The sequence below is a fragment of the Kribbella swartbergensis genome (assembly GCF_054784135.1).
The window spans coordinates 263,109-285,316 of the sequence record NZ_BAAGPM010000014.1 but is presented as its reverse complement, the minus strand read 5'-3'; the positions used below and the strand labels follow the sequence as shown (position 1 = coordinate 285,316).

Annotated in this window: 25 protein-coding genes; 7 read left to right on the top strand and 18 right to left on the bottom strand. The window is 68.5% G+C overall.

The genetic code is table 11. The features are described 5' to 3' along the window. Positions 1-11: 11 nt before the first annotated feature. Positions 12-746 (top strand): protein phosphatase 2C domain-containing protein, encoded by a 735-nt coding sequence (locus tag ACYVOK_RS08190; RefSeq protein WP_460661665.1) that lies wholly within the window; start codon positions 12-14, stop codon positions 744-746. Here the strand turns inward: ACYVOK_RS08190 and ACYVOK_RS08185 are convergent. Further along, the gene (locus tag ACYVOK_RS08185) at positions 735-2,162 is read right to left on the bottom strand and encodes an AAA family ATPase (protein WP_460661664.1); all 1,428 of its coding nucleotides are present in this window, start codon (positions 2,160-2,162) and stop codon (positions 735-737) included. The genes ACYVOK_RS08190 and ACYVOK_RS08185 overlap by 12 nt on opposite strands. Positions 2,163-2,238: 76 nt before the next feature. On the opposite strand from ACYVOK_RS08185, the gene ACYVOK_RS08180 reads away from it, so the two are divergent. Then, positions 2,239-3,054, top strand: coding sequence for an LLM class F420-dependent oxidoreductase (locus tag ACYVOK_RS08180; protein ID WP_460661663.1), 816 nt, complete (start codon positions 2,239-2,241; stop codon positions 3,052-3,054). 81 nt (positions 3,055-3,135) lie between these two features. Further along, positions 3,136-3,744, top strand: a complete 609-nt coding sequence (gene def / locus ACYVOK_RS08175; protein ID WP_460661662.1) for a peptide deformylase — start codon at positions 3,136-3,138, stop codon at positions 3,742-3,744. Positions 3,745-3,797: 53 nt separating this feature from the next. Here def and ACYVOK_RS08170 read toward each other — a convergent pair whose 3' ends face one another. The 5 genes from ACYVOK_RS08170 to cobT form a co-directional block, all read right to left on the bottom strand. Further along, entirely contained in the window at positions 3,798-4,352 is a 555-nt protein-coding gene (locus ACYVOK_RS08170) for an AAA family ATPase (protein WP_460661661.1), read from the bottom strand. A gap of 7 nt (positions 4,353-4,359) precedes the next feature. After that, entirely contained in the window at positions 4,360-4,902 is a 543-nt protein-coding gene (locus tag ACYVOK_RS08165; RefSeq protein WP_460661660.1) for a GNAT family N-acetyltransferase, read from the bottom strand. Positions 4,903-4,913: 11 nt separating this feature from the next. Next, entirely contained in the window at positions 4,914-5,720 is an 807-nt protein-coding gene (locus ACYVOK_RS08160) for a TrmH family RNA methyltransferase (RefSeq protein WP_460661659.1), read from the bottom strand. A gap of 72 nt (positions 5,721-5,792) precedes the next feature. Continuing rightward, on the bottom strand, positions 5,793-7,025 hold the full coding sequence (gene cobA, locus ACYVOK_RS08155) for a uroporphyrinogen-III C-methyltransferase (RefSeq protein ID WP_460661658.1): 1,233 nt from the start codon (positions 7,023-7,025) through the stop codon (positions 5,793-5,795). Next, entirely contained in the window at positions 7,022-8,062 is a 1,041-nt protein-coding gene (gene cobT / locus ACYVOK_RS08150) for a nicotinate-nucleotide--dimethylbenzimidazole phosphoribosyltransferase (RefSeq protein WP_460661657.1), read from the bottom strand. Before cobT ends, cobA begins: the two co-directional genes overlap by 4 nt. A 126-nt stretch (positions 8,063-8,188) precedes the next feature. Here cobT and ACYVOK_RS08145 point away from each other — a divergent pair, with 126 nt between their 5' ends. After that, on the top strand, positions 8,189-8,719 hold the full coding sequence (locus ACYVOK_RS08145; protein WP_460661656.1) for a YbhB/YbcL family Raf kinase inhibitor-like protein: 531 nt from the start codon (positions 8,189-8,191) through the stop codon (positions 8,717-8,719). Positions 8,720-8,752: 33 nt separating this feature from the next. Here the strand turns inward: ACYVOK_RS08145 and ACYVOK_RS08140 are convergent, their stop codons facing one another. Continuing rightward, positions 8,753-9,493, bottom strand: a complete 741-nt coding sequence (locus tag ACYVOK_RS08140; RefSeq protein ID WP_460661655.1) for a VOC family protein — start codon at positions 9,491-9,493, stop codon at positions 8,753-8,755. Positions 9,494-9,585: 92 nt separating this feature from the next. Here ACYVOK_RS08140 and ACYVOK_RS08135 point away from each other — a divergent pair, with 92 nt between their 5' ends. Next, a complete protein-coding gene (locus ACYVOK_RS08135; RefSeq protein WP_460661654.1) occupies positions 9,586-10,047 on the top strand; it encodes a YybH family protein in 462 nt (153 codons plus the stop codon). 108 nt (positions 10,048-10,155) lie between these two features. Here the strand turns inward: ACYVOK_RS08135 and ACYVOK_RS08130 are convergent, their stop codons facing one another. After that, a complete protein-coding gene (locus tag ACYVOK_RS08130; protein WP_460661653.1) occupies positions 10,156-10,458 on the bottom strand; it encodes a helix-turn-helix domain-containing protein in 303 nt (100 codons plus the stop codon). A gap of 64 nt (positions 10,459-10,522) precedes the next feature. On the opposite strand from ACYVOK_RS08130, the gene map reads away from it, so the two are divergent. Then, entirely contained in the window at positions 10,523-11,296 is a 774-nt protein-coding gene (map, locus tag ACYVOK_RS08125; RefSeq protein ID WP_460661652.1) for a type I methionyl aminopeptidase, read from the top strand. 229 nt (positions 11,297-11,525) lie between these two features. Here the strand turns inward: map and ACYVOK_RS08120 are convergent, their stop codons facing one another. From ACYVOK_RS08120 to ACYVOK_RS08100, 5 genes are all read right to left on the bottom strand, one after another. Beyond that, positions 11,526-12,410 carry a carbohydrate ABC transporter permease gene (locus ACYVOK_RS08120; RefSeq protein ID WP_460661651.1) on the bottom strand — a complete coding sequence of 295 codons (885 nt, stop codon included), beginning with the start codon at positions 12,408-12,410 and terminating at the stop codon, positions 11,526-11,528. After that, positions 12,410-13,369, bottom strand: coding sequence for a carbohydrate ABC transporter permease (locus ACYVOK_RS08115; protein WP_460661650.1), 960 nt, complete (start codon positions 13,367-13,369; stop codon positions 12,410-12,412). Before ACYVOK_RS08115 ends, ACYVOK_RS08120 begins: the two co-directional genes overlap by 1 nt. Continuing rightward, entirely contained in the window at positions 13,366-14,652 is a 1,287-nt protein-coding gene (locus tag ACYVOK_RS08110) for an ABC transporter substrate-binding protein (protein WP_460661649.1), read from the bottom strand. Before ACYVOK_RS08110 ends, ACYVOK_RS08115 begins: the two co-directional genes overlap by 4 nt. A gap of 297 nt (positions 14,653-14,949) precedes the next feature. Further along, positions 14,950-17,088: a 3-hydroxyacyl-CoA dehydrogenase NAD-binding domain-containing protein gene (locus ACYVOK_RS08105; RefSeq protein ID WP_460661648.1), complete on the bottom strand. Its 2,139-nt coding sequence runs from the start codon at positions 17,086-17,088 to the stop codon at positions 14,950-14,952. Next, positions 17,085-18,317 carry an acetyl-CoA C-acetyltransferase gene (locus ACYVOK_RS08100; RefSeq protein ID WP_460661647.1) on the bottom strand — a complete coding sequence of 411 codons (1,233 nt, stop codon included), beginning with the start codon at positions 18,315-18,317 and terminating at the stop codon, positions 17,085-17,087. The genes ACYVOK_RS08105 and ACYVOK_RS08100 overlap by 4 nt, the downstream gene beginning before the upstream one ends. Before the next feature lie 86 nt (positions 18,318-18,403). On the opposite strand from ACYVOK_RS08100, the gene ACYVOK_RS08095 reads away from it, so the two are divergent. Then, entirely contained in the window at positions 18,404-19,156 is a 753-nt protein-coding gene (locus ACYVOK_RS08095) for a MerR family transcriptional regulator (RefSeq protein WP_460661646.1), read from the top strand. On the opposite strand, the gene ACYVOK_RS08090 is transcribed toward ACYVOK_RS08095, so the two are convergent. The 5 genes from ACYVOK_RS08090 to ACYVOK_RS08070 are packed head-to-tail and all read right to left on the bottom strand — an operon-like array spanning position 19,157 to position 22,198. Further along, positions 19,157-19,426, bottom strand: a complete 270-nt coding sequence (locus ACYVOK_RS08090; RefSeq protein WP_460661645.1) for an acylphosphatase — start codon at positions 19,424-19,426, stop codon at positions 19,157-19,159. Next, positions 19,423-19,695, bottom strand: a complete 273-nt coding sequence (locus tag ACYVOK_RS08085) for a DUF6510 family protein (RefSeq protein ID WP_460661644.1) — start codon at positions 19,693-19,695, stop codon at positions 19,423-19,425. The genes ACYVOK_RS08090 and ACYVOK_RS08085 overlap by 4 nt, the downstream gene beginning before the upstream one ends. Next, positions 19,692-20,444, bottom strand: coding sequence for a ferredoxin reductase (locus ACYVOK_RS08080; RefSeq protein WP_460661643.1), 753 nt, complete (start codon positions 20,442-20,444; stop codon positions 19,692-19,694). The genes ACYVOK_RS08085 and ACYVOK_RS08080 overlap by 4 nt, the downstream gene beginning before the upstream one ends. Then, positions 20,414-21,010, bottom strand: a complete 597-nt coding sequence (locus tag ACYVOK_RS08075; protein ID WP_460661642.1) for a sulfite oxidase-like oxidoreductase — start codon at positions 21,008-21,010, stop codon at positions 20,414-20,416. The genes ACYVOK_RS08080 and ACYVOK_RS08075 overlap by 31 nt, the downstream gene beginning before the upstream one ends. Before the next feature lie 45 nt (positions 21,011-21,055). After that, complete coding sequence (locus ACYVOK_RS08070) at positions 21,056-22,198, bottom strand: acyl-CoA dehydrogenase family protein (RefSeq protein WP_460661641.1); 1,143 nt, start codon at positions 22,196-22,198, stop codon at positions 21,056-21,058. Positions 22,199-22,208 lie beyond the last annotated feature (10 nt).

The following is a 22,208-nucleotide window of genomic DNA, read 5'->3' as shown; positions in this document are numbered from 1 at the left end:
GTGTGCGATGGGTGGGTGGTGAGGAGGGGCATCTTGATCGGCCCTCGGCCGAGGCGGTTGGGCGACTGGTGCTTGGGCGGTACGGCGGTCGAACCGAAGCGGGGGCCGAGAAGAATGAGGACGCCGCGTTTCTGATGGAAGGGGCGGACTGGGAGTTCGCCGCGGTTGCTGACGGGCATGCCGGCGCGGACAGTTCAGCGCTCGCCGTGGAGTTGCTCGAGGGAGACCCGGCTTTGCCCGATCTGATGGAGCTGCCGGTCTCGTCCGCGTTGAGCGTGGTGCGTACACACCTGTTGCAGCTGTTCATGGACGCGGACACCAGCCAACTCCAGGGCGAGACCTCAGTGCTGGCTGTGGCTCGCAAGGATCGCTACCTGTTGTGGCTGAGCATCGGCGACTGCGTGGCGTACGCGGTACACCCGGAGCTGACCGAACTGGGTCAGTACGCGCTGAACCAGCGCTCGTTCTACGAGTGGTTCGGCCGGGTCGACAGCTTGCAACTGGAGGTGCCTTGCTTCGCCTCGGGCGTCCACGCGCTCCGACCGGGACGGACCCGGATCGCACTGGTCACCGATGGAGTTCTGGACGTCTGTGGAGATCTCATCGCGGAATTCGCCGAAGGGGCGGCCAGAGGAGCAGTGCAACACACCATGCAGGCCGTCCACGACGGCAACGGTTTGGACAGTGCAACCATCGTGGCGTGGGATGTGGTGGCCGGGCCGTCCCCTATGCACTCATCCGGCTGAGCCCGGGTAGACGCCGGGTACGGCGGCCGGGGGCGGGGTGTAATCCGGGACGTTTCCGCCAGTTGCACCGAGGAGACGGCGGGTGAGGGCGTCGCGGGACGAAAGGAGCTCGGCTACCGCGGTCCGTAGGTGGTCGGCGTCGGGGGTGGCTCCTGACTCCGCGGCCAGCAGGACGGTACGGCGTACCAGCTCCTTCATGAACGAAGCCGTCGTACCTTCCGTTTGGGCGACGATCTCGTCGATGACGGCGGGGCGGAGGTTCAGGTCCGGGCCGTAGAGGTCCAGGAGTCGAGCGCGGCCCTCGGCGTCCGGGAGGGGTACCTCGACGGCCAGGTCGACGCGGCCGGGGCGCTGCATCAGCGCGGGCTCCAGGAGATCGGCGCGGTTCGTGGTGAGGAGGAAGGCGACGTCGGCCTCCTCCGCGAGGCCGTCCATCTCGTTGAGCACCTGGAACAGCAGCGGGTTCTCCATCCCGTGCGAGAAGTCGCGAGCCTCCGCCACCAGGTCACAGTCCTCCAGCACCACCAAAGCCGGCTGCAGCATCCGCGCCAGCGCACACGCCTGGGAGATGAATCCGATGCTCGTCCCGGCCAGTAGTACAACGGTGAACGACGGCAGCCGCGACAACAGGTACCGGACGGTGTGCGTCTTCCCCGTCCCGGGCGGACCGTACAGCAGCACCCCACGACGCAGGTGCTGACCGGCATCGAGCAGCGTCTGGCGGTGGTCGGCGATCCCGATCACCTCACGCTCGACCCGCTCCAGCACACCTTCCGGCAGTACGACGTCCGCACGCGTGATCCCCGGCCGCGGATGCAACCGGAACGGACCCACGCCGTGCCCGAACTCGTGCCCCTCGAACGAGACCACCTTCCCGCGGAAGATGTTGTGCTCACGGATCAGCTCCGGCAGCGCATCGAGGAACCTGTTCGCCTGCCCGGTCGCCAGCACCTCCAGGTCGACGCTCATCCGCCCGTACTGCGGGCTGGCGGCCCGCAACAGGGCGACGTACCGATCCTCACCGCGCGCCCCGAGGTAGAACCCGAACGCGACGCAGTCCATCTCCCTGTCGACGTCGACCTGCAGCCGCTGGTAGTCGACCGCGCCGATGCCGAACCGGTCGTACTGCGCGAGTTCGAGCAGCTCACCGAGTGAGTGGTGACCGCGGTTCGACCCGGCCAGCCCGACCACCTCGAACGAGTCGAACCACGCCTCGACCGCGAGTTGCACGTTCGGCAGGTCGTACGACGGGAAGCTCGCCGCCACCACCGGCACCTGCTCGGGGTCGGCGCCGAGATGGTCGCGCAGCCGGTCCCGCAGGCTCTCCCGGTCGCGGCCGGAGCGGTGCTGCTGCATCCGCTCCAGGAACCCGGTGAACAGTCGTGCGAACTCGTCGATCTCGGTCTCGTCCGCCATCGCGTCGTACCCCCTGAACGTTCGGATACCGGGCTGATCCGGAGGGTCCTCCGCAACGCCGGATAGGATCTCCACCATGACAGATTCCGAGTCCACCGACCGTCCGTACGCCGCCTTCCCGGTGCGGATCGGCCTGCAGATCCAGCCCCAGCACGCCCAGTACGCCGACATCCGGCGGACCGTCGCCGCGGCCGAGGAGATCGGCGTCGACGTGGCGTTCAACTGGGATCACTTCTACCCGCTGAGCGGTGAGCCGGAGGGCCTGCACTTCGAGTGCTGGACCATGCTCGCCGCCTGGGCCGAGGCGACCGAGCGGATCGAGTTCGGCGCCCTGGTCACCTGCAACTCCTACCGCAACCCCGACCTGCTCGCCGACATGGCCCGTACGGTCGACCACATCAGCGACGGCCGGCTGATCTTCGGCATCGGCTCGGGGTGGTTCGAGAAGGACTACGACGAGTACGGGTACGAGTTCGGTACGGCGGGCGGCCGGCTGGACGCGCTCGGCGAGGCGCTGCCGCGGATCGAGCGGCGCTGGGCCAAGCTCAACCCGCGGCCGACCCGGGACATCCCGGTGCTGATCGGCGGCGGCGGTGAGAAGAAGACGCTGAAGCTGGTCGCGCAGCACGCGAACATCTGGCACGGGTTCGGCGACGCGGAGACGATCGCGCACAAGCACGCCGTCCTGGACGAGCACTGCAAGACGATCGGCCGCGACCCGGGTGAGATCGAGCGGTCGGCCGGTGTCGGCAACAAGTCGCCGGAGGACCTGGGCAAGTCGCTGCTCGACGTCGGCACCCGGCTGTTCACGGTCTCGTCCTCCGGGCCGGACTACGACCTTGGTCTGCTCCGCGAGTGGGTCGCCTGGCGCGACGAGGTCAACAGCAAGTAGCGGCTGGTGCCGGGTGGCGCGGTGTGCCACCCGGCACCCACCCGGCCGGTCGCGGCCGGCGGGGCGGCTAGGATTTCCGGCATGTCTGACTTGCCTGCGAACGGTTCGGTGCGGCCCATCACCCGGTGGGGCGAGGACGTGATGCACCGGGTCAACAAGCCTGTGACGGACTTCGGCGACGAGTTGCAGACGCTGGTCGCCGACATGGTCGCGACGATGAACGCGGCCGAGGGTGTCGGCTTGGCGGCCAACCAGATCGGCGTGGATCTGCAGGTGTTCGTGTTCGACTGCCCGGACAAGGACGGGAACCGCGTCCAGGGCGTCGTCTGCAACCCGGTGATCGAGCTGCCCGAGGGCAAGGACCGCCGCCTCGACGAGGGCGATGAGGGCTGCCTATCGCTGCCCGGCGCGTTCACCAAATGCGCCCGACCGGACTTCGCCCGGGTCACCGGGGTCGACCAGCACGGCAACCCGGTCACGTACGAGGGCACCGGACTGCTGGCTCGTTGCCTGCAGCACGAGACCGACCACACCCAGGGCATGGTGTTCGGCGACCGGCTCTCCCGCAAGTACCGCAAGCGGCTGTTCGCCGAGGCCGAGGAACTGGCCCCCGACTACCCGGACGACTGGCCCGTCTCCCCCATGGTCGAGCACGAGGACCACCACCATGAGGAGACCCCGGCGACCTGAGGCCGACCGCGGTCTCGGCGGCCTGAGGCCATTCGGGGTTTCGGCGGTCTGAGCTACCAGCGCGCCTTCGGCAGGTCCGCGAGGATCGCCTCGACCGACTCCTCCGGGGTCAGGTCGGACGTGTCCAGCCACAGGCCCCGGCGCGGCGTGTTGTCGACGTACGTCTGAAAGGCCCGGACGGCATCGAGCAGACTGCCGGACGCGCCTTGCCAGTCGCGGTAGGCGTTGTTGCCCCCGCGCGCGAGTTCGCGTTCGGCGACCGACTCGACGGACGGCGTCAGCATGACCAGGTACGGGTCGACGCCGTGGAGCTTGCCGAACCAGCGCTCGACGTGGTGCTCGAAGATGTTGTCGCTGCAGACGACATCGAATCCGGCGTCGGCGTAGTGCTGCGCGATCAGCGCCGAGGCGTCGTACCGAAGCTCCAATTGGCGCAGCGCCTCGGGTGACGGGTCAGGCGTCATGTCCACGCCGCCGGCAACGACCCCGTGGTAGAACACGTCGCCATCCAGTGTTGCGGCGGGCGGACCCAGCCGACTCGCCAGCAGCGGCGCGATCGTCGACTTCCCCGCAGCCTGCATCCCCGTGACCAGAACCACCTTCGGCATGCGGCCATCACATCATGCGCGTCCACCCGTTTTCGCGCCAAGCGGCCGCCGTCATCGAGTAGACGGTGGCATCGAACGGTACGCCGTCGTCCTCGAGCACCGCCTCGTGGTCGAAGCTCATGCCGAGCCGGCGCATGACCGCGATGCTGCGCAGGTTCGGTGTGTCGGTCACGGAGATGACGCGTGGCAGGTCCATCGTCGTGAAGGCGTGTTCCAGCCACGACGCCGCGGCTTCGGTCGCGTAGCCGTGGCCCCAGTACGCGCGGGCCAGCCGGAAGCCGATCTCGAAGTCGTCCGGGTACCACGGGGTGAACTGCAATCCGGACGCGCCGATGAAGGCTCCGTCGGTACGGCGCTCGATCGCCAGGAACCCGGTGCCGTCGGCCGCGTACCGCTGGTTGACATGTGAGGCGATCCGATCGGACTCCTCCCGGGTCAACGGCCGGCCGCCGAGGTACTTCATCACCTCGGGATCGGAGTTCAGGGCCGCCCAGGGCTCCAGGTCCTCTTCGCGGAACGGGCGCAGTACCAGGCGTTCCGTCGTACGCATAGCTCCCCCTCTCAGCGCGTCGCGTAGAAGGCGACTGCTGCCGAGGATGCCACGTTGAGGGAGTCCACACCTCCCGCCATCGGGATGCGTACGGTCAGATCTGCCTTTTCGAGCACGTGCGGCTTGAGGCCGTGCCCTTCCGTGCCGAAGATCAGTGCCAGCCGCTCGTCCCGCCGCGCCACCAGTTCGTCGAGCGTGATCGCGTCGTCGGTGAGTGCGAACGCTGCCGCGACGAACCCACGGTCCTGAAGGATCTCGAGGTCGCCCGGCCACGACCGCAGGCGCGTCCAGGGCACCTGGAAGACCGTCCCCATCGAGACCTTGATCGACCGCCGGTACAGCGGGTCCGCGCAGGTCGGCGTGACCAGCACGAGCCCGACCCCCATCGCCGCGGCGGCGCGGAACCCGGCGCCGACGTTCGTGTGGTCCACGATGTCGTCGAAGATCGCGATCCGCCGTACGTCCGGGGTGAGCAGGGTGTCCAGCGGCGCGCTCGCCCGACGCTTGTACGACGCCAACGCGCCGCGGTGCACGTGGAAACCCGTGACCTGCTCGGCCAGTTCCTCGGATACGACGTACACCGGCGCATCCGGCCATTTCGCGAGCACGTCCTGCAAGGAGTCCAGCCAGCGCGGCGCGAGCAGGAACGACCGCGGCTCGTACCCGGCGTCCGCGGCGCGGCGGATCACTTTGTCGCCCTCGGCAATGAACAGCCCGTGCTCCTCCTCCAGGAGCCGGCGCAGGTTCACCTCCCGCAGCCGGACGTAGTCCGCCAGCCGCTGATCGGCCGGATCGTCCACCGGGATCAGCTCACTCATCCCCGTCCTCGCTTCGCTGCGGGCGCGGATGAGGCACAAGGGCGCTGTGGATGATGAGCCCGCTTCGCTCGCTCATCCCGAACCAGGCCGCGCGTTGTCGCCCACCTGCGCCGCCACCTCGACCACGTTGCCGATGACAACGATCGCCGGCGCGCCGACGCCGGCGTCCTTCATCGCGGCGGCGATTCCGGCAAGGTCGGACGTCACCATCCGCTGGCCGGGCAGGGTGCCGTCGGCAATGGCCGCGGCCGGTGTCCCGGGCGGGCGGCCGCCGGCGATCAGCCGCTCGGTGATCGCGGGCAGGTTCTCCACCGCCATCAGCAGGACAAGCGTGCCGGACAGCTGCGCGAGCGCGTCCCAGTTGATCAGGGAGTCCGGGTGCGACGGCGGGATGTGCCCGGACACCACGGTGAACTCGTGCGTCACGCCGCGATGCGTGACCGGGATCCCGGACACGGCCGGCACCGAGATCGAGCTGGTGATGCCGGGTACGACGGTCCACGGCACGCCGGCCTCCGCGCAGGCGAGTGCCTCTTCGAAGCCGCGGCCGAACACGTACGGGTCGCCGCCCTTCAGCCGTACGACGACCTTTCCCTGCTTGCCGCGGTCGACCAGGATCCGGTTGATCTCCTCCTGCTGCGCCGCCCGCCCACGAGGGAGTTTGGCCGCGTCGAAGAGCTCCACCTCCGGGTGCAACTCGTCCAGCAACTGCTGCGGCGCGAGCCGGTCGGCGACCACAACATCCGCCTCGGCGAGCAGCCTGCGCCCGCGGACGGTGATCAGGTCCGGGTCGCCCGGTCCCCCGCCGACGAGATAGACACCGGGTCGTCTGTCGGTCTCGCGGGCGGCCAGCGCGCCGGTGCGGAGCTCCTCCAGGATCGCGTCGCGGACAGCGGCCGATCGCCGGTGGTCGCCGCCGCCCAGGACGCCGATCGTCACGTTGTCGTGCTGCCCCGACGCCGGCGTCCAGGCCGTCGCGCGGGACCGGTCGTCCGACCGGACGCAGAAGATCCGCCGCTCCTCGGCTTCCTGTGACACCTGGTCGTTCACCGCGGTGTCGTCGGTCGCGACGACGACGTACCAGGCGCCGTCGAGGTCGCCGTACTCGTATCCGCGCCGGGTCCAGGTGAGCGACGGGTTGGAGAGGAGTCCTTCGATCGTGGGGGTGATCGACGGCGAGATCAGGTCGATCTGGGCGCCGGACTCGAGCAGCCGCGGCAACCGCCGCTGGGCGACACCGCCGCCACCGACGACGACCACCCGGCGTCCCTCGAGCACCAGGCCGGAGAGGTACTGACTCGTCACGAGTTGATCCCCGCGGACTCGAAGGTGGCCATCTCGCCGAGCGCGCGGACCGCGCAGGTGAGGATCGGGTACGCCAGGACGGCGCCGGTCCCCTCCCCCAGCCGCAGGTCCAGATCGACCAGCGGCTGCAGACCGAGCGTCTTCAAGGCGACCGCGTGGCCCGGCTCGGCGGACCGGTGTCCGGCGACGCAGTAGTCGATCGCCGCGGGGTGGAACGCCTGCGCTACGAGCGCGGCCGCGCCCGCGATGACGCCGTCGAGGATGACCGGCACCTTGTTGGCCGCTCCGCCGAGGATGTAGCCGGCCAGGGCCGCATGTTCGAGGCCGCCGTACGCCTGAAGAGCCTTGAGCGGCTCGGTCGCAGGTACGTCGTGCAGCGCGAGAGCTCTGCTGATCACGGCGGTCTTGTGCGCGAGCGTGGCGTCGTCGATGCCGGTGCCACGGCCGGTGACGACGTCCGCGGTCGAGCCGGTGAACGTCGCGATGAGCGCGGCCGACGCCGTGGTGTTGGCAATGCCCATGTCGCCGGTGAGGAGGCAGCGGTACCCGTCCCTCACCAGGGTGTCGGCGAGGTCGAAGCCGACCGCGATCGCCGCCTTCGCCTCCTCCTGCGTCAGGGCCGGCTCGGCGGACAGGTCGCGCGTGCCCGGGCGAACCTTGGCGTGGACGATGTCGAGATCTTCCACATCCGACGCCACGCCGACGTCGACCACGCGGACGTCGACCCGGTTGTTCGCGGCGAACGCGTTCACGGCGGCACCGCCGGCCGCGAAGTTCGCCAGCATCGCGGCCGTCACCTCCTGCGGCCACGGCGACACACCCTGCGCGTGGACGCCGTGGTCGGAGGCGAAGACCGTCACCACGGCCGGCGCCGGCACGGCAGGCGGGCAGCTGCCGGTCATCCCGGCGACGCGAACCGAAAGCTCCTCCAGAACCCCGAGGGAACCGGCCGGTTTCGTCAGCTGCCGCTGCCGCTCCGCGGCGGCGCGCATCGCCGCCTCGTCCGCCGGGCCGATCCGGGCCAGGTACTCCTCCACCGCACGCCTCCAGTCGTCGTCTGGTCCGATCTTCGCATCCCCAGCCAGGTGCCCCTGGACCGATCGGCGGGATGTGGACAGTAATGTCGGAATCACCACACGTCGCGAGATCCCGGAGGATCACAGATGTCGCTCGATCGGCCCGTCGCACCGGACCCGTACGAACTCCTCCCGAAGGCCGGGAGTTTCACCGTCACCAGCACCGACGTCGCCCACGGTGAACCGCTGTCCGACGACCACGCCTTCGCCGGCGGCAACACCTCGCCGCAGCTGAGCTGGTCCGGGTTCCCGGAGGAGACCAAGGGCTTCGTGGTCACCTGCTTCGACCCCGACGCCCCGATCGTCTCCGGCTTCTGGCACTGGGTCCTGGTCAACCTGCCCGCGACCGTCACCTCCCTGGACACCGGCGCAGGCACCACCGAACGCCTCGACAACGGCGCCTTCCACGTCCGCAACGACTTCGGCACCAAGAACTACGGCGGCGCCGCCCCGCCGGCCGGCGACCAGGTCCACCGCTACTACTTCGTCGTCCACGCCATCGACGTCGAGGCCCTCGACGTAGACCCGGACGTGACCCCAGCCGTAGTCGGCTTCAACCTGGCCTTCCACACCCTGGCCCGAGCCATCCTCACCCCCACCTACCAAATCCCCGAATAACTCCCTCAGCGGCCGGACCGCTGTCGTTCCACGTCAGGACGGGGCGAGGACGCAGAACTCGTGGCCTTCCGGGTCGGCCAGGCACGTCCACGGGACGTCACCCTGGCCGACGTCGAGGTCGGTGGCGCCGAGTGCCCGCAGCCGGGCCACCTCCGCTGCCTTGTCGTCACCGGGGTACGGCAGCAGGTCAAGGTGGACGCGGTCTGGCACGGTCTTCACGTCGGGCGTGCGCAGGAACTCGAGATACGGCCCGACACCATTGGCGGAGCGCAACACCGCATGATCGTCGGACACCTCGTGCAGGGTCCAGTCCACCGCCTCGCCCCAGAACCGGGCCATGGCCCGCGGGTCCACGCAGTCGACCACCACCGCGGCGATCGGCCCGGTGTCCCGGTAGATCTCCCGAGGCTCCAACACGCAGAACTCGTTGCCCTCCGGGTCCGCCAGAACCGTCCACGGCACGTCACCCTGGCCCACATCGGCCGGCGTCGCACCGAGCTCCTTCAGGCGCGCCACCAACTCCTTCTGATGATCCGCAGAGGTGGTGGCGAGATCGAGGTGCACCCGGTTCTTCGTTGTTGTCTTCGGTTCCGGGACGGGAACGACGTCGACGCCGACGCCAACCGGGTCCGGCCAGACGAGGCCGCCGCCGGGACCGACGTACGTGGTCACGCCGGGGCTGTAAGCACTCCAGCCAAGCGCCTCCGCCCAGAACCGGCCAACCACCGGCGCATCAAGCGCCTTGATGTTCACCTGAACAGGTCGCAGTGCCATGCCGGCGATCCTAAGCGCCCGCTCCACCACGACGTCGCCGACCACGGTGGGGCGGTGGCTCACAGTTGGGTGGGCTGTGTCGTCGGAGAGGTATGTCGCAAATCAACGAGCGTGCGCATGAGTCGGTCAGTTCGGGCGAGGTTGACGTCGGGGAGGTGTTGGAGCGGCGGGTCGAGGCCTGCCGGGCGAAGGACATCGATGCGCTGATGGCGCTCTACTCGGAGGACATCGTGTACTTCGACGTCGTGGAGCCGTTGCAGTTCATCGGGCACGACTCGGTCCGGGCGAACTTTCTGCGGTGGTTCGCCGAGTACGCCGGGCCGATCGGCTTGGAGACCCGGGATCTGAGCGTCGCCGTGAGTGGGGATGTGGCGTTCGCACACATGCTTCACCTGGACAGCGGGACCCGCAGGAACGGGTTGGAGCTGGCGGTCTGGGTGCATTCGACCGTGTGCCTTCGGCGGTTGGACGGCCGGTGGCTGATCACGCACGAGCACATCTCCGTCCCCCACGACCTCGAGGACTGGACCATCGTCGTCGACGCCAAGCCCTGACCAGCAAGCCTGAGCGGTCGCCCCGGTTCGCGGACTGTCCGGCTTCGGGGCGGCCGCTCAGCCGTGCGCAGACTGTCTCTCCTCGGGCTGCTGCTGCGGGATCGAGACTTACGAGACCAACCGCTCACGGGTGTGGTGACCAGACCTGCTTGGTTCAACACCACCGTCGGGCGGGTTGATCTCGGCCCACACCGCATCGAGGGAGAGGTCCAGGACATCGGCGATCGCGGCGATGGTCTGGAAGGCAGGGGTCGCTACACGGCCCGACTCGATCTTCCGGAGGGTCTCCGGTGAGACACGGGCATCGAGCGCGATCTCGAGCATCGAGCGCTCTCCCCTGGCGCGACGCAACAACGCGCCGAGGCGCTGTCCGCGCTCGACCTCGGCGGGAGTGAGCGGCAACCTGACCATGATCCGATTCTAGTACCGGGATAGTATGACCGGTATAGTTATTGGTACATGAGGAAGGCGCCGCATGATCGAGATCCTGAACCCCACCCAACTGGCCCGAGCAAGAGACACCGGCGCCCTGGTCGCTGACATTCTGCAGACACTGAAGAGTCGCAGCACCGTCGGCACGAGCCTCCTGGACATCGATCAGTGGGCCAAGTCCATGATCGTCGAGGCTGGGGCTCAGTCCTGTTACGTCGACTACGAGCCGTCCTTCGGACGCGGGCCGTTCGGCCACTACATCTGCACCGCCGTCAACGACGCCGTACTCCACGGAATGCCCAACGACTACGCGCTGGCCGACGGCGATCTGCTGACCCTCGACCTCGCCGTCTCCCAAGGCGGAGTCGCCGCAGACTCTGCCATCAGCTTCATCGTGGGCGACTCACAACCCCCGGAGAGCGTCGCGCTGATCAGCGCCACCGAACGCGCACTGACCGCAGGGATCGCCGCTGCCGAGCCCGGGGCTCGCATCGGCGACATTTCTCATGCCATCGGCTCGGTCCTCAGTGAGGCGGGCTACCCGATCAACACCGAGTTCGGAGGTCATGGCATCGGCTCGACGATGCACCAGGACCCGCACGTCGCAAACACCGGACGGCCCGGCCGGGGATACAAACTGCGCCCCGGCTTGCTGCTCGCCCTGGAGCCGTGGGTCATGGCGGACACCGCCGAACTCGTCACCGACGCCGACGGCTGGACGCTCCGAAGCGCGACAGGCTGCCGCACAGCCCACAGCGAACACACGATCGCCATCACCACCAACGGACCCGAAATCCTCACCCTGCCCCAACCCTGAGCCCGAAGCCACGCCTTCCGGCGGGGGTGGGGTTGTCCGGCGGGGAGCCTGGTGGACTCCCCGCCGGGGTCTGTCAACTCCGGGGATGAGTTGAACTCTGTGGGTTCACCGCTTCACGGCTGTTCGTCGATCGGACCGGCGCGTCCAACGACGGGCGGCGCCGACGGAGTCGGCCGATAGAACTGCCGCCGCCGAAGGCGGTGTCGTTTCTCGGCGGAGGTGGTTGTGGTCAGTCTTTGAGGCCGGATTGGGTTACTCCTTGGATCAGGTAGCGCTGGAGGAAGGCGAAGATGAGGACCAGCGGGAGGATGGAGACGGCGGCTGCCATGAAGAGTTCGTGGATGTTGATGGTTTGGGCGGTGACGAACGTCGACATCGCCACCTGAACCGTCCACGACGACGAGTCCTGGCCGATCACCAGCGGCCACAGGAACGAGTTCCAGTTGCCGATGAAGGTGATGGCGGCCAGCGCCGCGAAGAACGGCAGCGAGTTCGGTACGACGATCCGCCAGAACACCCCGAGGTGGCCGGCACCGTCGACCCGGGCCGCCTCCTCCAGTTCACGCGGGAAGTTCATGAAGTACTGGCGGAACAGGAAGGCGGCGAAGCCGCTGAACAGGGTCGGGATGATCAGGCCGCGCAGCGAGCTGACCCAGCCGAGGGACGACACCACGATGAAGCTCGGGATGAAGGTCACGGCGCCGGGGATCATCAGCGTCGCGATGATGGCGTAGAACACCTTGTCCGCGTGACGGTACGGGATCCGGGCCAGGCCGTACCCCGCCATCGATGCCAGCAGCAACTGTCCCGCCGTACCGAGGATGCCGACCACGGCCGAGTTGTACAGCGACCGGGCCATCGGGACCTCGGTGTCGTTGAACAGCTCACCGATGTTTCCCCACTGCAGGTTCGTGGGGAACAGCGTCCACTCCGGCGCGGTGATGTCGGCCTCGGTCGACAACGCGTTGCGCAGGATCAGGTAGAACGGCAGCAGGAACAGCACCACCGCGACGAACAACGCGATCCAGCGCAGCACCATCCCGATCCGGCCGGCGGTGCTGCGGCTGAACCCGATCGGTTGCGGTGTTCCCGACGTACGTTCGGATGCGGCCATCAGTCACCCGCCTTCCCGAATCCGAAGATCCTGTTCTGCAGCAGCGTGACGAGCATGATGATCACGGCCAGGATCAGCGCACCGGCCGAGCCGTGGCCGAGGTCCTGGATCGACCCGAGCGAGATGCCGTAGAGATAGACCAGCGGCGGCCGGGCGAAGTTCACGTTGCCGATCAGGTTGTAGAACTCGTCGAACGCCTGGTACGCCGCGATCAGGTTCAGGATCAGTACGGCGACCGACGTCGACCGCAACTGCGGCAGCGTGATGTACCGGAACACCTGCCACCCGGGCTTCGCCCCGTCCACGTACGCCGCCTCGTACAACGTCGGCGAGATGCGCTGCAGACCGGCGATGAACAGGATCATGTAGAAGCCGAGTTGCAGCCAGAGCCGGACGGTGACGAGCGGGATCCAGTACCACGGCGGATCCACCGTCGACAGCCACGCGATCCCGTCGATCCCGAACCAGCCGAGCACGGTGTTCGCCAGGCCGAACCGGACGCCGTTGAAGATCGACAGCTTCCAGATCAGCGACGCCACCACGTACGAGCACGCGGTCGGCAGGAAGAACACCGACCGGAAGAACGCGCGGGCGATCTTCACCTGGTTGACCAGCAACGCCAGCGCGAGCGACAGCACGAAGGTCAGCGGCACGATGAACACCGCGAAGATCGTGAACGTGCCGAGGCTGGACAGGAAGGCCTGGTCGGTCAGCATGTCGACGTAGTTCTGGAACCCGACGAACTTCGACGGCGTGACGGTGTTGTACGCCTCGAAGAAGCTGAGGACCAGGCTCCAGATGATCGGCAGGTACGAGAAGACCAGCAGACCGGCGACGAACGGGCCGACGAAGATCCAGAACCACCGGGTGTTCCCGGCGATCCCCTTCTGCCGCCGCGCGCCCCGCCGTTCACCAGTGGCGGCGGGGCCGGTCGTCTTCGGGGTGACAGTGCTGGTCATCCGAACAGCCGGGACAGTTCGGCGTTGACGGTCTTCTCGGCCTTGGTGATCTCGGCGGCGGGGTCGGCTCCCTTCCGGATGATGTTGGTGAGCATGTCGCCGAACGCCGTACCCATCTTCGGGGTCCAGGCCGGGTTGTCGGTGTGGCCGTGGTCCTGGGTCAGCTTGACGGTCTCGGCGGCGACACCGCTCTGCAGCTTGGACGCCTTGGCGGCCAGGGACTTGCGCGGCGGGATGTGGAAGCCGTAGTTCAGCGACCAGTCCTCCTGGAACTCCGCCTTGTCGATCCACAGCCACTTGACGAACTTCTTGGCCGCGTCGATGTTCTGGCTCTTCGCCGAGACGAACTGCGTCCAGCCGCCGGAGTACACGGCCGGCTGCCCCTGCGCGTCCAGCTTCGGGAACGGGATGACGCCGATGTCGTCGCCGAGCACCTTCTGCATCCCCGGCACGGCCCACATGCCGATCCACTGCATCGCGACCAGGCCCTGGTTGATCGCACCCGGGTCCCACCAGTCGGTCGGCGCACCGAGCAGCACGCTCTTGTCGGCGTACAACTGGCGCAGCTTGGAGAACGCCTGCGCGGCACGATCTCCGGTGAAGCCCGGCTTGTTGTCCTCGGTCAGGTAGGAGCCACCGGACGACCAGAGCGCCGGGCCGCCCAGGGCCAGCCCGCCGTCGTTGCCGACGAAGATGCCCTTCACCTTGTTCGTGGTGAGTTCCTTGGCCGCGGCGATCAGGTCGTCGATCGTCTCCGGTGGCTTGATGCCGGCCTTGTCCAGCAGGCTCTTCTTGTAGTAGATGACCTGCGGGTCGACGATCATCCGGATGCCGTAGATCTTGCCGTCGACCGTGTTGGTGGCCAGGTCGCCCGGCTGGAAGTCGTCCTTGACGTCGGCGACGATGTCGTCGAGCGGCACCACCTGGTTGCTCTTCACCATGCCGATGTTGAGCTGGCTCTCGAAGACGTCCGGGCCCTTGTTCGACAGCAGGCCGGACGACAGCTTGCTGCCGTAGTCACCGGGCGTCCATTGCACCGCGACGTTCGCGTCGGGGTACGCCTTGGCGTACTTCAGGGCGGCTTCCTTCGTCCCGGCCTCGCCGTACTGGTGGTACCACTGCGACAGGGTGACCTTGGCGCCGCCGCCGTCTCCCCCGCCGCCGGACGGTCTGCCGGTGTTGCCGCCGCACGCCGCGGTCAGCGCGGCCAGAGCGGCGAGACCGCCGGTCCGCTTGAGCAGATCGCGCCGGGTCAGACCGGCGTTCGGAACATGAGCAGGCATGACTTCCACCTTCCCGAGAGCGGCGCCGCAGGGGTACGGCGCCGGCGGTTCCGAGTTACTTAACAGCGTTAAGCATCTCCGATTTCGCACACGGTACAACTCGCTCGAACATCGCAACAGCCTTCGGCACATGACGTTTCGGGCACGGAGTCTCCCGCCCTCGACGTCCTTGCGCTTCCGGCCGTCAGGTGAATCGTTGGAGAAGTGCCTAGCACCTTCGCTCAAAAGCGCGCCCGGCGCAAGACCGGACGCGCTGTTCTTTGTTCGAATCTGTGGGGTGTTGGTACCTGTTCGTGATCAGCCGAAGGTTTCGCCGGCCTCGGCCTTGCGGACCAGCAACGCCGGCGGCTCGAAGCGGGCGCCGTACGACGCCGCCAGCTCACGGGCCCTGGTCACGAACCCCGGCAACCCGTAGGCGTTGACGTACTGCAGCGCCCCACCGTGCAGCGGCGGGAACCCGATGCCGAAGATCGACCCGATGTTGGCGTCCGGGACGGATCGCAGTACGCCTTCGTCCAGGCATCTCACCGTCTCGAGCGACATCGCGAACGTCAGCCGCTCCTGCAGATCGATCAGCGGTACGGCGTCCGTCGCGCGCTCGAAGTGGTCCCACAACCCGCGCCACAGCCGCTTCGGCCCGTCGGCCGGGTAGTCGTAGAACCCGGCACCGGCCGCCTTTCCGCGGCGGCCGAACTCGTTGACGAGACGGTCGGTGACCGCCATGCCGGGGTGGTCGTCGAAGGCGCCCGCGTTGTCGCCCGCCGCCTTCGCCGCGTCGCGGATCTTCTGCGGCAGGGTCAGGGTGACCTCGTCGAGCATCGCCAGCGGCGGGGCCGGGAAGCCCATCAGGGTCGCGGCCCGCTCGATCGTCACCGGGTCCACGCCCTCGGCAACCATGGCCGCTCCCTCCATCACCAGGGTGCCGAACACCCGGGAGGTGAAGAAGCCGCGGCTGTCGTTGACCACGATCGGCGTCTTCTTGAGCTGCCGGACCACGTCGTACGCCTTGGCGACGGCCCGCTCGGAGGTCTTCGCGCCGACGATCAGCTCGACCAGCGGCATCCGGTCGACCGGTGAGAAGAAGTGCATGCCGAGGAAGTCGTTCGGCCGGTCGATGCCGTCGGCGAGCGAGGTGATCGGCAGGGTCGAGGTGTTGGAGCAGAGCAGCGCGTCCGGCTCGACCACGCCGGCGATCTCGGCGAAGACCTTCTGCTTGAGCTCTTCACTCTCGAACACGGCCTCGATCACCAGGTCGCATCCGGCCAGGTCGTTGGGGTCGGCGGTCGGCGTGATGCGGCTGAGGAACTCCTCGACCTCCGCCGCGGTCTTCCGGCCCTTCTGCACCTGCTTGGCCAGCAGCTTCTCCGAGTACTCCTTCCCGCGAGCGGCCGCCTCGAGCGAGACGTCCTTGAGCACCACCTCGATGCCGGACTTGGCACACACGTACGCGATGCCGGCGCCCATCATCCCGGCGCCCAGTACGCCGACCTTGCGGGTCCGGTACTTCGGTACGCCGGCCGGCCGGGAAGCGCCGGCGTTGATCGCCTGCAGGTCGAAGAAGAACGCCTGGATCATGTTCTTCGCGATCTGCCCGGTCGCGAGCGACACGAAGTACCGCGACTCGATGCGCGACGCGGTGTCGAAGTCGACCTGGCTGCCCTCGACCGCGGCGCTCATGATCGCCCGCGGCGCCGGGTAGGGCGCGCCCTTGAGCTGCTTGCGCAGGTTGGCCGGGAAGGCCGGCAGGAACGCGGCCAGTTTCGGGGACGACGGCGTACCGCCGGGGATCTTGTAGCCGTCGCGATCCCACGGCTGTTTGGCGTCCCCGTCGTACGCGTCGATCCACCGGTAGGCGGCGTCGAGCAACTCGGACGCCGGAACGACCTCGTCGACGATGCCGACCTCCAGCGCCTGGGCCGGTTTCATCCGCGGGCCCTGGAGCAGCACCTTCATCAGCGCGTCCTGGAGGCCGAGCATCCGGACCGTGCGGGTCACGCCACCGCCGCCGGGCAGCAGGCCCAGGGTCACCTCGGGAACGCCGAGCTCGATCCGCTGATCGTCGGCGACGATGCGGTGATGACAGGCGAGCGCGATCTCCAGACCGCCGCCGAGAGCCGATCCGTTGATTGCGGCAACGACCGGGACCCCGAGCGTCTCCAGGGAACGCAGCTGACGCTTGACTTCCTCCAGTGTCTCGAAGACCTCGGCCGCGTGCTCCGGCTGGATCTTCGACAACATCTGCAGGTTGCCGCCGGCGAAAAAGGTCGGCTTCGCGCTGGTGATCACCACGCCCTTGAGGTCGGCCCTGGCCGCCTGCAACCTGGCGACGGTCTCGCCCATCGCGGCGATGTAGGCGTCGTTCATGGTGTTCGCCGACGCGTCCGGATCGTCCATCGTCAGCGTGACGACACCGTCGACGTTCTGCCAGGAGATCATGCGGCAAGCCTCTCGATGATCGTCGCGACGCCCATGCCGCCGCCGACGCACAGGGTGGCCAGTCCGTACCGGAGCTCCCGCCGCTCCAGTTCGTCCAGCAGGGTTCCGATCAGCATGGCGCCGGTGGCACCCAGCGGGTGGCCGAGCGCGATCGCGCCGCCGTTCACGTTCACCTTCTCGTGCGGTACGCCGAGATCCTTCATGAAATGGAGTACGGCGGCCGCGAACGCCTCGTTCATCTCGAACAGGTCGATGTCGCTCACCTCGAGACCGGCCCTGGCCAGCGCCTTGCGGGCGGCAGGTGCCGGGCCGGTGAGCATGATGGTCGGGTCGGCGCCGCTGACGCCGGTGGCGACGACCCGGCCACGAGGTGCCTGGCCGAGCGCTTCACCGGCCTTCTCGTTGCCGATGACAACCAGAGCGGCACCGTCGACGATGCCCGACGAGTTGCCGGCGTGGTGGACGTGCTCGATCCGCTCGACGGTCAGGTACTTCTCCAGCGCGACCGCGTCGAACCCGCCGTGCTCGCCGATCGCCGCGAACGACGGCGGCAGTCCGGCCAGCGTCTCGACCGTCGTCCCGGGGCGGACCAGCTGGTCGTGGTCGAGGATCTGCAGGCCGTTGCGGTCCCTGACCGGGATCACCGAGCGGGCGAAGTAGCCGTTGGCCCAGGCCTTGGCGGCCCGCGCGTGCGACTCGGCGGCGTACGCGTCGACGTCGGTCCGGGAGAATCCGTCGAGGGTGGCGATCAGATCCGCGCTGATGCCCTGCGGGATGAAGCCGGTCTGCAGCGCGGTCTCGGGGTCCATCGCCCAGGCACCGCCGTCGGAGCCCATCGGCACCCGCGACATCGACTCGACACCACCGGCCAGGATGAAGTCCTCCCACCCGGACCGGACCCGCTGAGCGGCCTGGTTGACGGCCTCCAGGCCGGACGCGCAGAAGCGGTTGAGCTGTACGCCGCCGGTCGTCTCCGGATAACCGGCCGCAAGGACCGCCGTCCGCGCGATGTCCATGCCCTGGTCGCCGATCGGCGTGACGACGCCGAGGACGACGTCGTCGATCGCGGCCGGATCGAGGCCGGGGTGCCGGTTCCGCAGCTCGTGCAGGAGGCCGGTGATCAGCTGGATCGGTTTGACCTCGTGCAGCGCGCCGGTCGGTTTGCCCTTGCCGCGCGGCGTACGGATCGCGTCGTACAGGAAGGCGTCACTGGTCCCGGAAGTGGTCATCGGTGATCCCGTCGGTCGAGTCGTCACCCCGATTGTGACAGTTCTGGTGTCACGATGGTCAAGTAGGGCTCGTTATGATCTCCGCCATGTCTGAAGTCGCGGGGGACGATGCGACCCTCACCGTCGACGAGTTGTCGGCGAGGGTCGGGATGACGGTGCGGACGTTGCGTTTCTACGCCGGCCGCGGGCTGATCCCGCCGCCGATCCGGCGCGGGCGGGTCGGGTACTACGGGCCGGAGCACATCGCGCGGCTCGACCTGGTCCGGGAGTTGCAGGCGCACGGGTTCACCCTGTCGGCGATCGAGGGCTACCTGGACCGGATCCCGGCCGACGCGACGCCGCAGGACATCGCACTCCACCGGACCCTGCTGACGCCGTGGATGCGGGATCTGCCCGAGACCCTGGATCGGGCCGCGCTGGTACGGCGTACCGGACGCGAACTGAGCGACGACGACATCGAGATGCTGGTCGCCCTCGGCGTGGTCGAGCCGACGCCGGACGAGGACGTCTTCCAGGTCGCGACCGCGCACCTGAGCCTGGGCGTGGAACTGCTCGACCTGGACCTGCCGGTCGAGGCGGTGCTGGACGCCGGCCGGATCTTCACCGAGCACGGCCGCGCGATCGCCGAGGAACTGACCGAGGTCTTCCGCACCAAGGTGTGGCCGCACTACCGGGATTCCGGTGGGCCGCCCGAGCACATCCAGCAACTGGTCGAGCGGTTCAAACCGGTGACGATCCAGGGCCTGGTCCTCGCCTACGAGCGTGCCGTCGGCGAGACCCAGCGCGACACCATCCGCCGGACCGGGAGCAAGCCGCCGCGGCGTGCGCCGAAGAAGTAGCTAGCGGGTGACGGCGAAGCCGCTGCGTCCGCTCGGCTGCTCCTCGGTCACGTCGACGCGTTCGACCCGCGCGTACGGAGGCCCGTGCCGAACCCACTCCAGCATCCGCTCGACGTCGTCCTCCGCACCCTCGAAGAGCGCCTCGACCGTGCCGTCCGGCTGGTTCCGCACCCATCCGCTGACGCCGGCCCGCTGAGCCTCACGACGGCAACTGTCCCGGAAGAACACACCCTGAACGAGGCCGTGCACCACCACCCGACGACAGATCACTGGCTGTCGTTGGGCAGCTTGAGGTAGGTCAGTCCGCGCATGTCCACATAGGTGTCGGTCGGTGTCGTGACAACGCGGACGAGTACGCCGTCGCAGCCGGTGCACCGGGCGACCAGGCCCGGCGCGTTCACGTAGAGCCGGGTGTCGGCGAACACGCCTTCCTGGCCGCAGCCGGCGCAGCGGGCGATCGCCGCGGTGATGTCCACGGCGAACAGCTGGCTCAACGCACCGGCGGCCGCGTTGCCGTCGAGGTAGGTGGCTTCACTCACTGCGGGCCTCCGGTTGGTCCGAAACGTTCGGTTCTCACACGGGCCGGGTCGTGACCGGCCGCGACCAGCAGGTCCGCCACCGCCTCGACGAACGGCGTCGGCCCGCACACGTACGTCGTCGGCGCGTCCGCCGGCGGGAACGCGAACTGCTCGAGCAGGTCGGCGTCGATCCGGCCGACTCGCGGCTCCCCCGCCGGCGCCTCCCGGGTGTAGACCAGCCGAATGTCGACGTGGTTCGCAGCCGCCACCGACTTCAGGTCGTCCACGTAGAGCACCGAGGTGGGCCGCCGTACGGAGTAGAGCAGGCGGACGGGCGCCGTACTGTCCGCCTGCTTGTGCGCGCGCAGCATCGCCATCAGCGGGACGATCCCCGATCCCCCGCCGATCAGCTGCACCGGCCCCTCCTGCTCCGGTTTCCAGACGAACCAGCCGCCGACCGGCCCGCGGATCTCCAGCGGATCGCCGACCTTCAGTACGTCGACCAGGTACAGCGAGACCTCGCCGTCCGGCACCTGCTCGACGGTCAGCTCGATCGTGTCACCGGTCCAGGCCGACGCGAGCGAGTACGACCGGGAGGCCCGGTAGCCGTCCGGTGCGGTCAGCCGCACGTCGAGGTGCTGACCGGCCAGGTGTCCCGGCCAGTCCGGTACGTCGAGGACCAGCGTCCGGGCGGTCGCGGTCTCGCGCCGTACGTCGGTGACTGTGGCGACCTGCCAGCTCAGTCGCCGGCGTATCGCTGTTCTTTCCATGGATCTCCGTACTCGTGGTAGCCGGCGGTCTCCCAGAACCCGAGGTCCTCGGTGTCGGACAGGACCAGACCGCGGACCCACTTGGCGCTCTTCCAGAAGTACAGGTGCGGCACGAGCAGGCGGGCCGGCCCACCGTGCTCGGGGTCCAGCGGCTCGCCGTCGTACTCGTACGCGATCCAGGCCTGGCCGTCGAGCAGATCGTCCAGCGGCAGGTTCGTCGTGTAGCCGCCGTAGCTGTGGGCGAGCGCGAAATCGGCCGAGGTCTCCACGTCCGCGAGCAGGGTGTCGAGCGAGACGCCCTTCCAGGAGGTCTCGAGCTTCGACCACCTGGTCACGCAGTGGATGTCCTTGGTGATCTCCTCGGCGGGCATGCCGAGCAGACCGGCCCAGTCCCACCGGTGCGCCTCGCCCGTCTCGGTGGTGACGGTGAATTCCCAGTGCTCGGTCCGGATGTGCGGCGTGGGCCCGGCGGACAGCACCGGAAAGTCCTCTGTCAGGTACTGCCCGGGCGGCAGATCCGACCCGCCCCGCCGACGCCCGGTGAACCCCGGCGACACGATCCCCATGGCGACCTCCCTCGACGCGCCTGAGGGAAGTCAATCACGCCTTGCTCAGATTCCCATCGTCCGGCCGATGATTTCCTTCATGATCTCGGTGGTGCCGCCGTAGATCGTCTGGACCCGGGTGTCGAGGTAGGCCTTGGCGATCGGGTACTCGGTCATGAAGCCGTAGCCGCCGTACAGCTGCAGGCAGCGGTCGACGACCTTCTTCTGCAGCTCGGTGGTCCACCACTTCGCCATCGCGGCCTCGGCCACGGTCAGCGTGCCGGCGTTCAGCTCCTGGATGCAGCGGTCCACGAAGACCCGGGCGATCTGGGTCTCGGTGGCGATCTCGGCGAGCACGAACCGGCTGTTCTGGAACGAGCCGATCGGGCGGCCGAACGCCTTCCGCTCCTTCACGTACGCCAGCGTCCCGGCCAGCAGGTTCTCGCACGCCGCGGCCGCGACGACGGCGATCGCGAGGCGTTCCTGCGGCAGCTTCTCCATCAGGTAGACGAAACCCTTGCCCTCGTCGCCGAGCAAGTTCGCCACCGGCACCTTGACGTCGTCGAAGAACAGCTCGGCGGTGTCCTGCGCCTTGAGGCCGATCTTGTCCAGGTTCCGGCCGCGCTCGAACCCGGGCATCCCGCGCTCGACCACCAGCAGCGAGATCCCCTGCGCGCCCGCGGCCGGATCGGTCTTCGCGACGACGATGACGAGATCGGCCAGGATGCCGTTCGAGATGAACGTCTTCTGGCCGTTCAGCACGTAGTGGTCGCCGTCCCGCCGGGCCGTGGTCCGGATCCCCTGCAGGTCGCTGCCCGCACCGGGTTCGGTCATCGCGATCGCGGTGATCGTCTCCCCGGAGCAGAACCCGGGCAACCAGCGCGCCTTCTGCTCGTCGGTGGCGTAGTCCAGCAGGTACGCCGACGTGATGTCGGTGTGGATCGCGAACCCGACCCCGCTCGCCCGGGCCCGGGTCAGTTCCTCGATCAGTACGGCGTTGAACCGGAAGTCGCGGGTGCCGCCACCGCCGTACTCCTCCGGCATCATGAAGCCGAGCAGACCCGCCTGGCCGGCCGCGGTCCAGACCTCCCGGGGCACGATGCCGGCCTCCTCCCAGGCGTCGTGGTGCGGCACGATCTCCTTGTCGCAGAACGCCCGCGCGGTCTCCCGGAAGGCATCGTGATCGGCGTCGAAGAGCTGACGTTCCACGGGCGGTTTC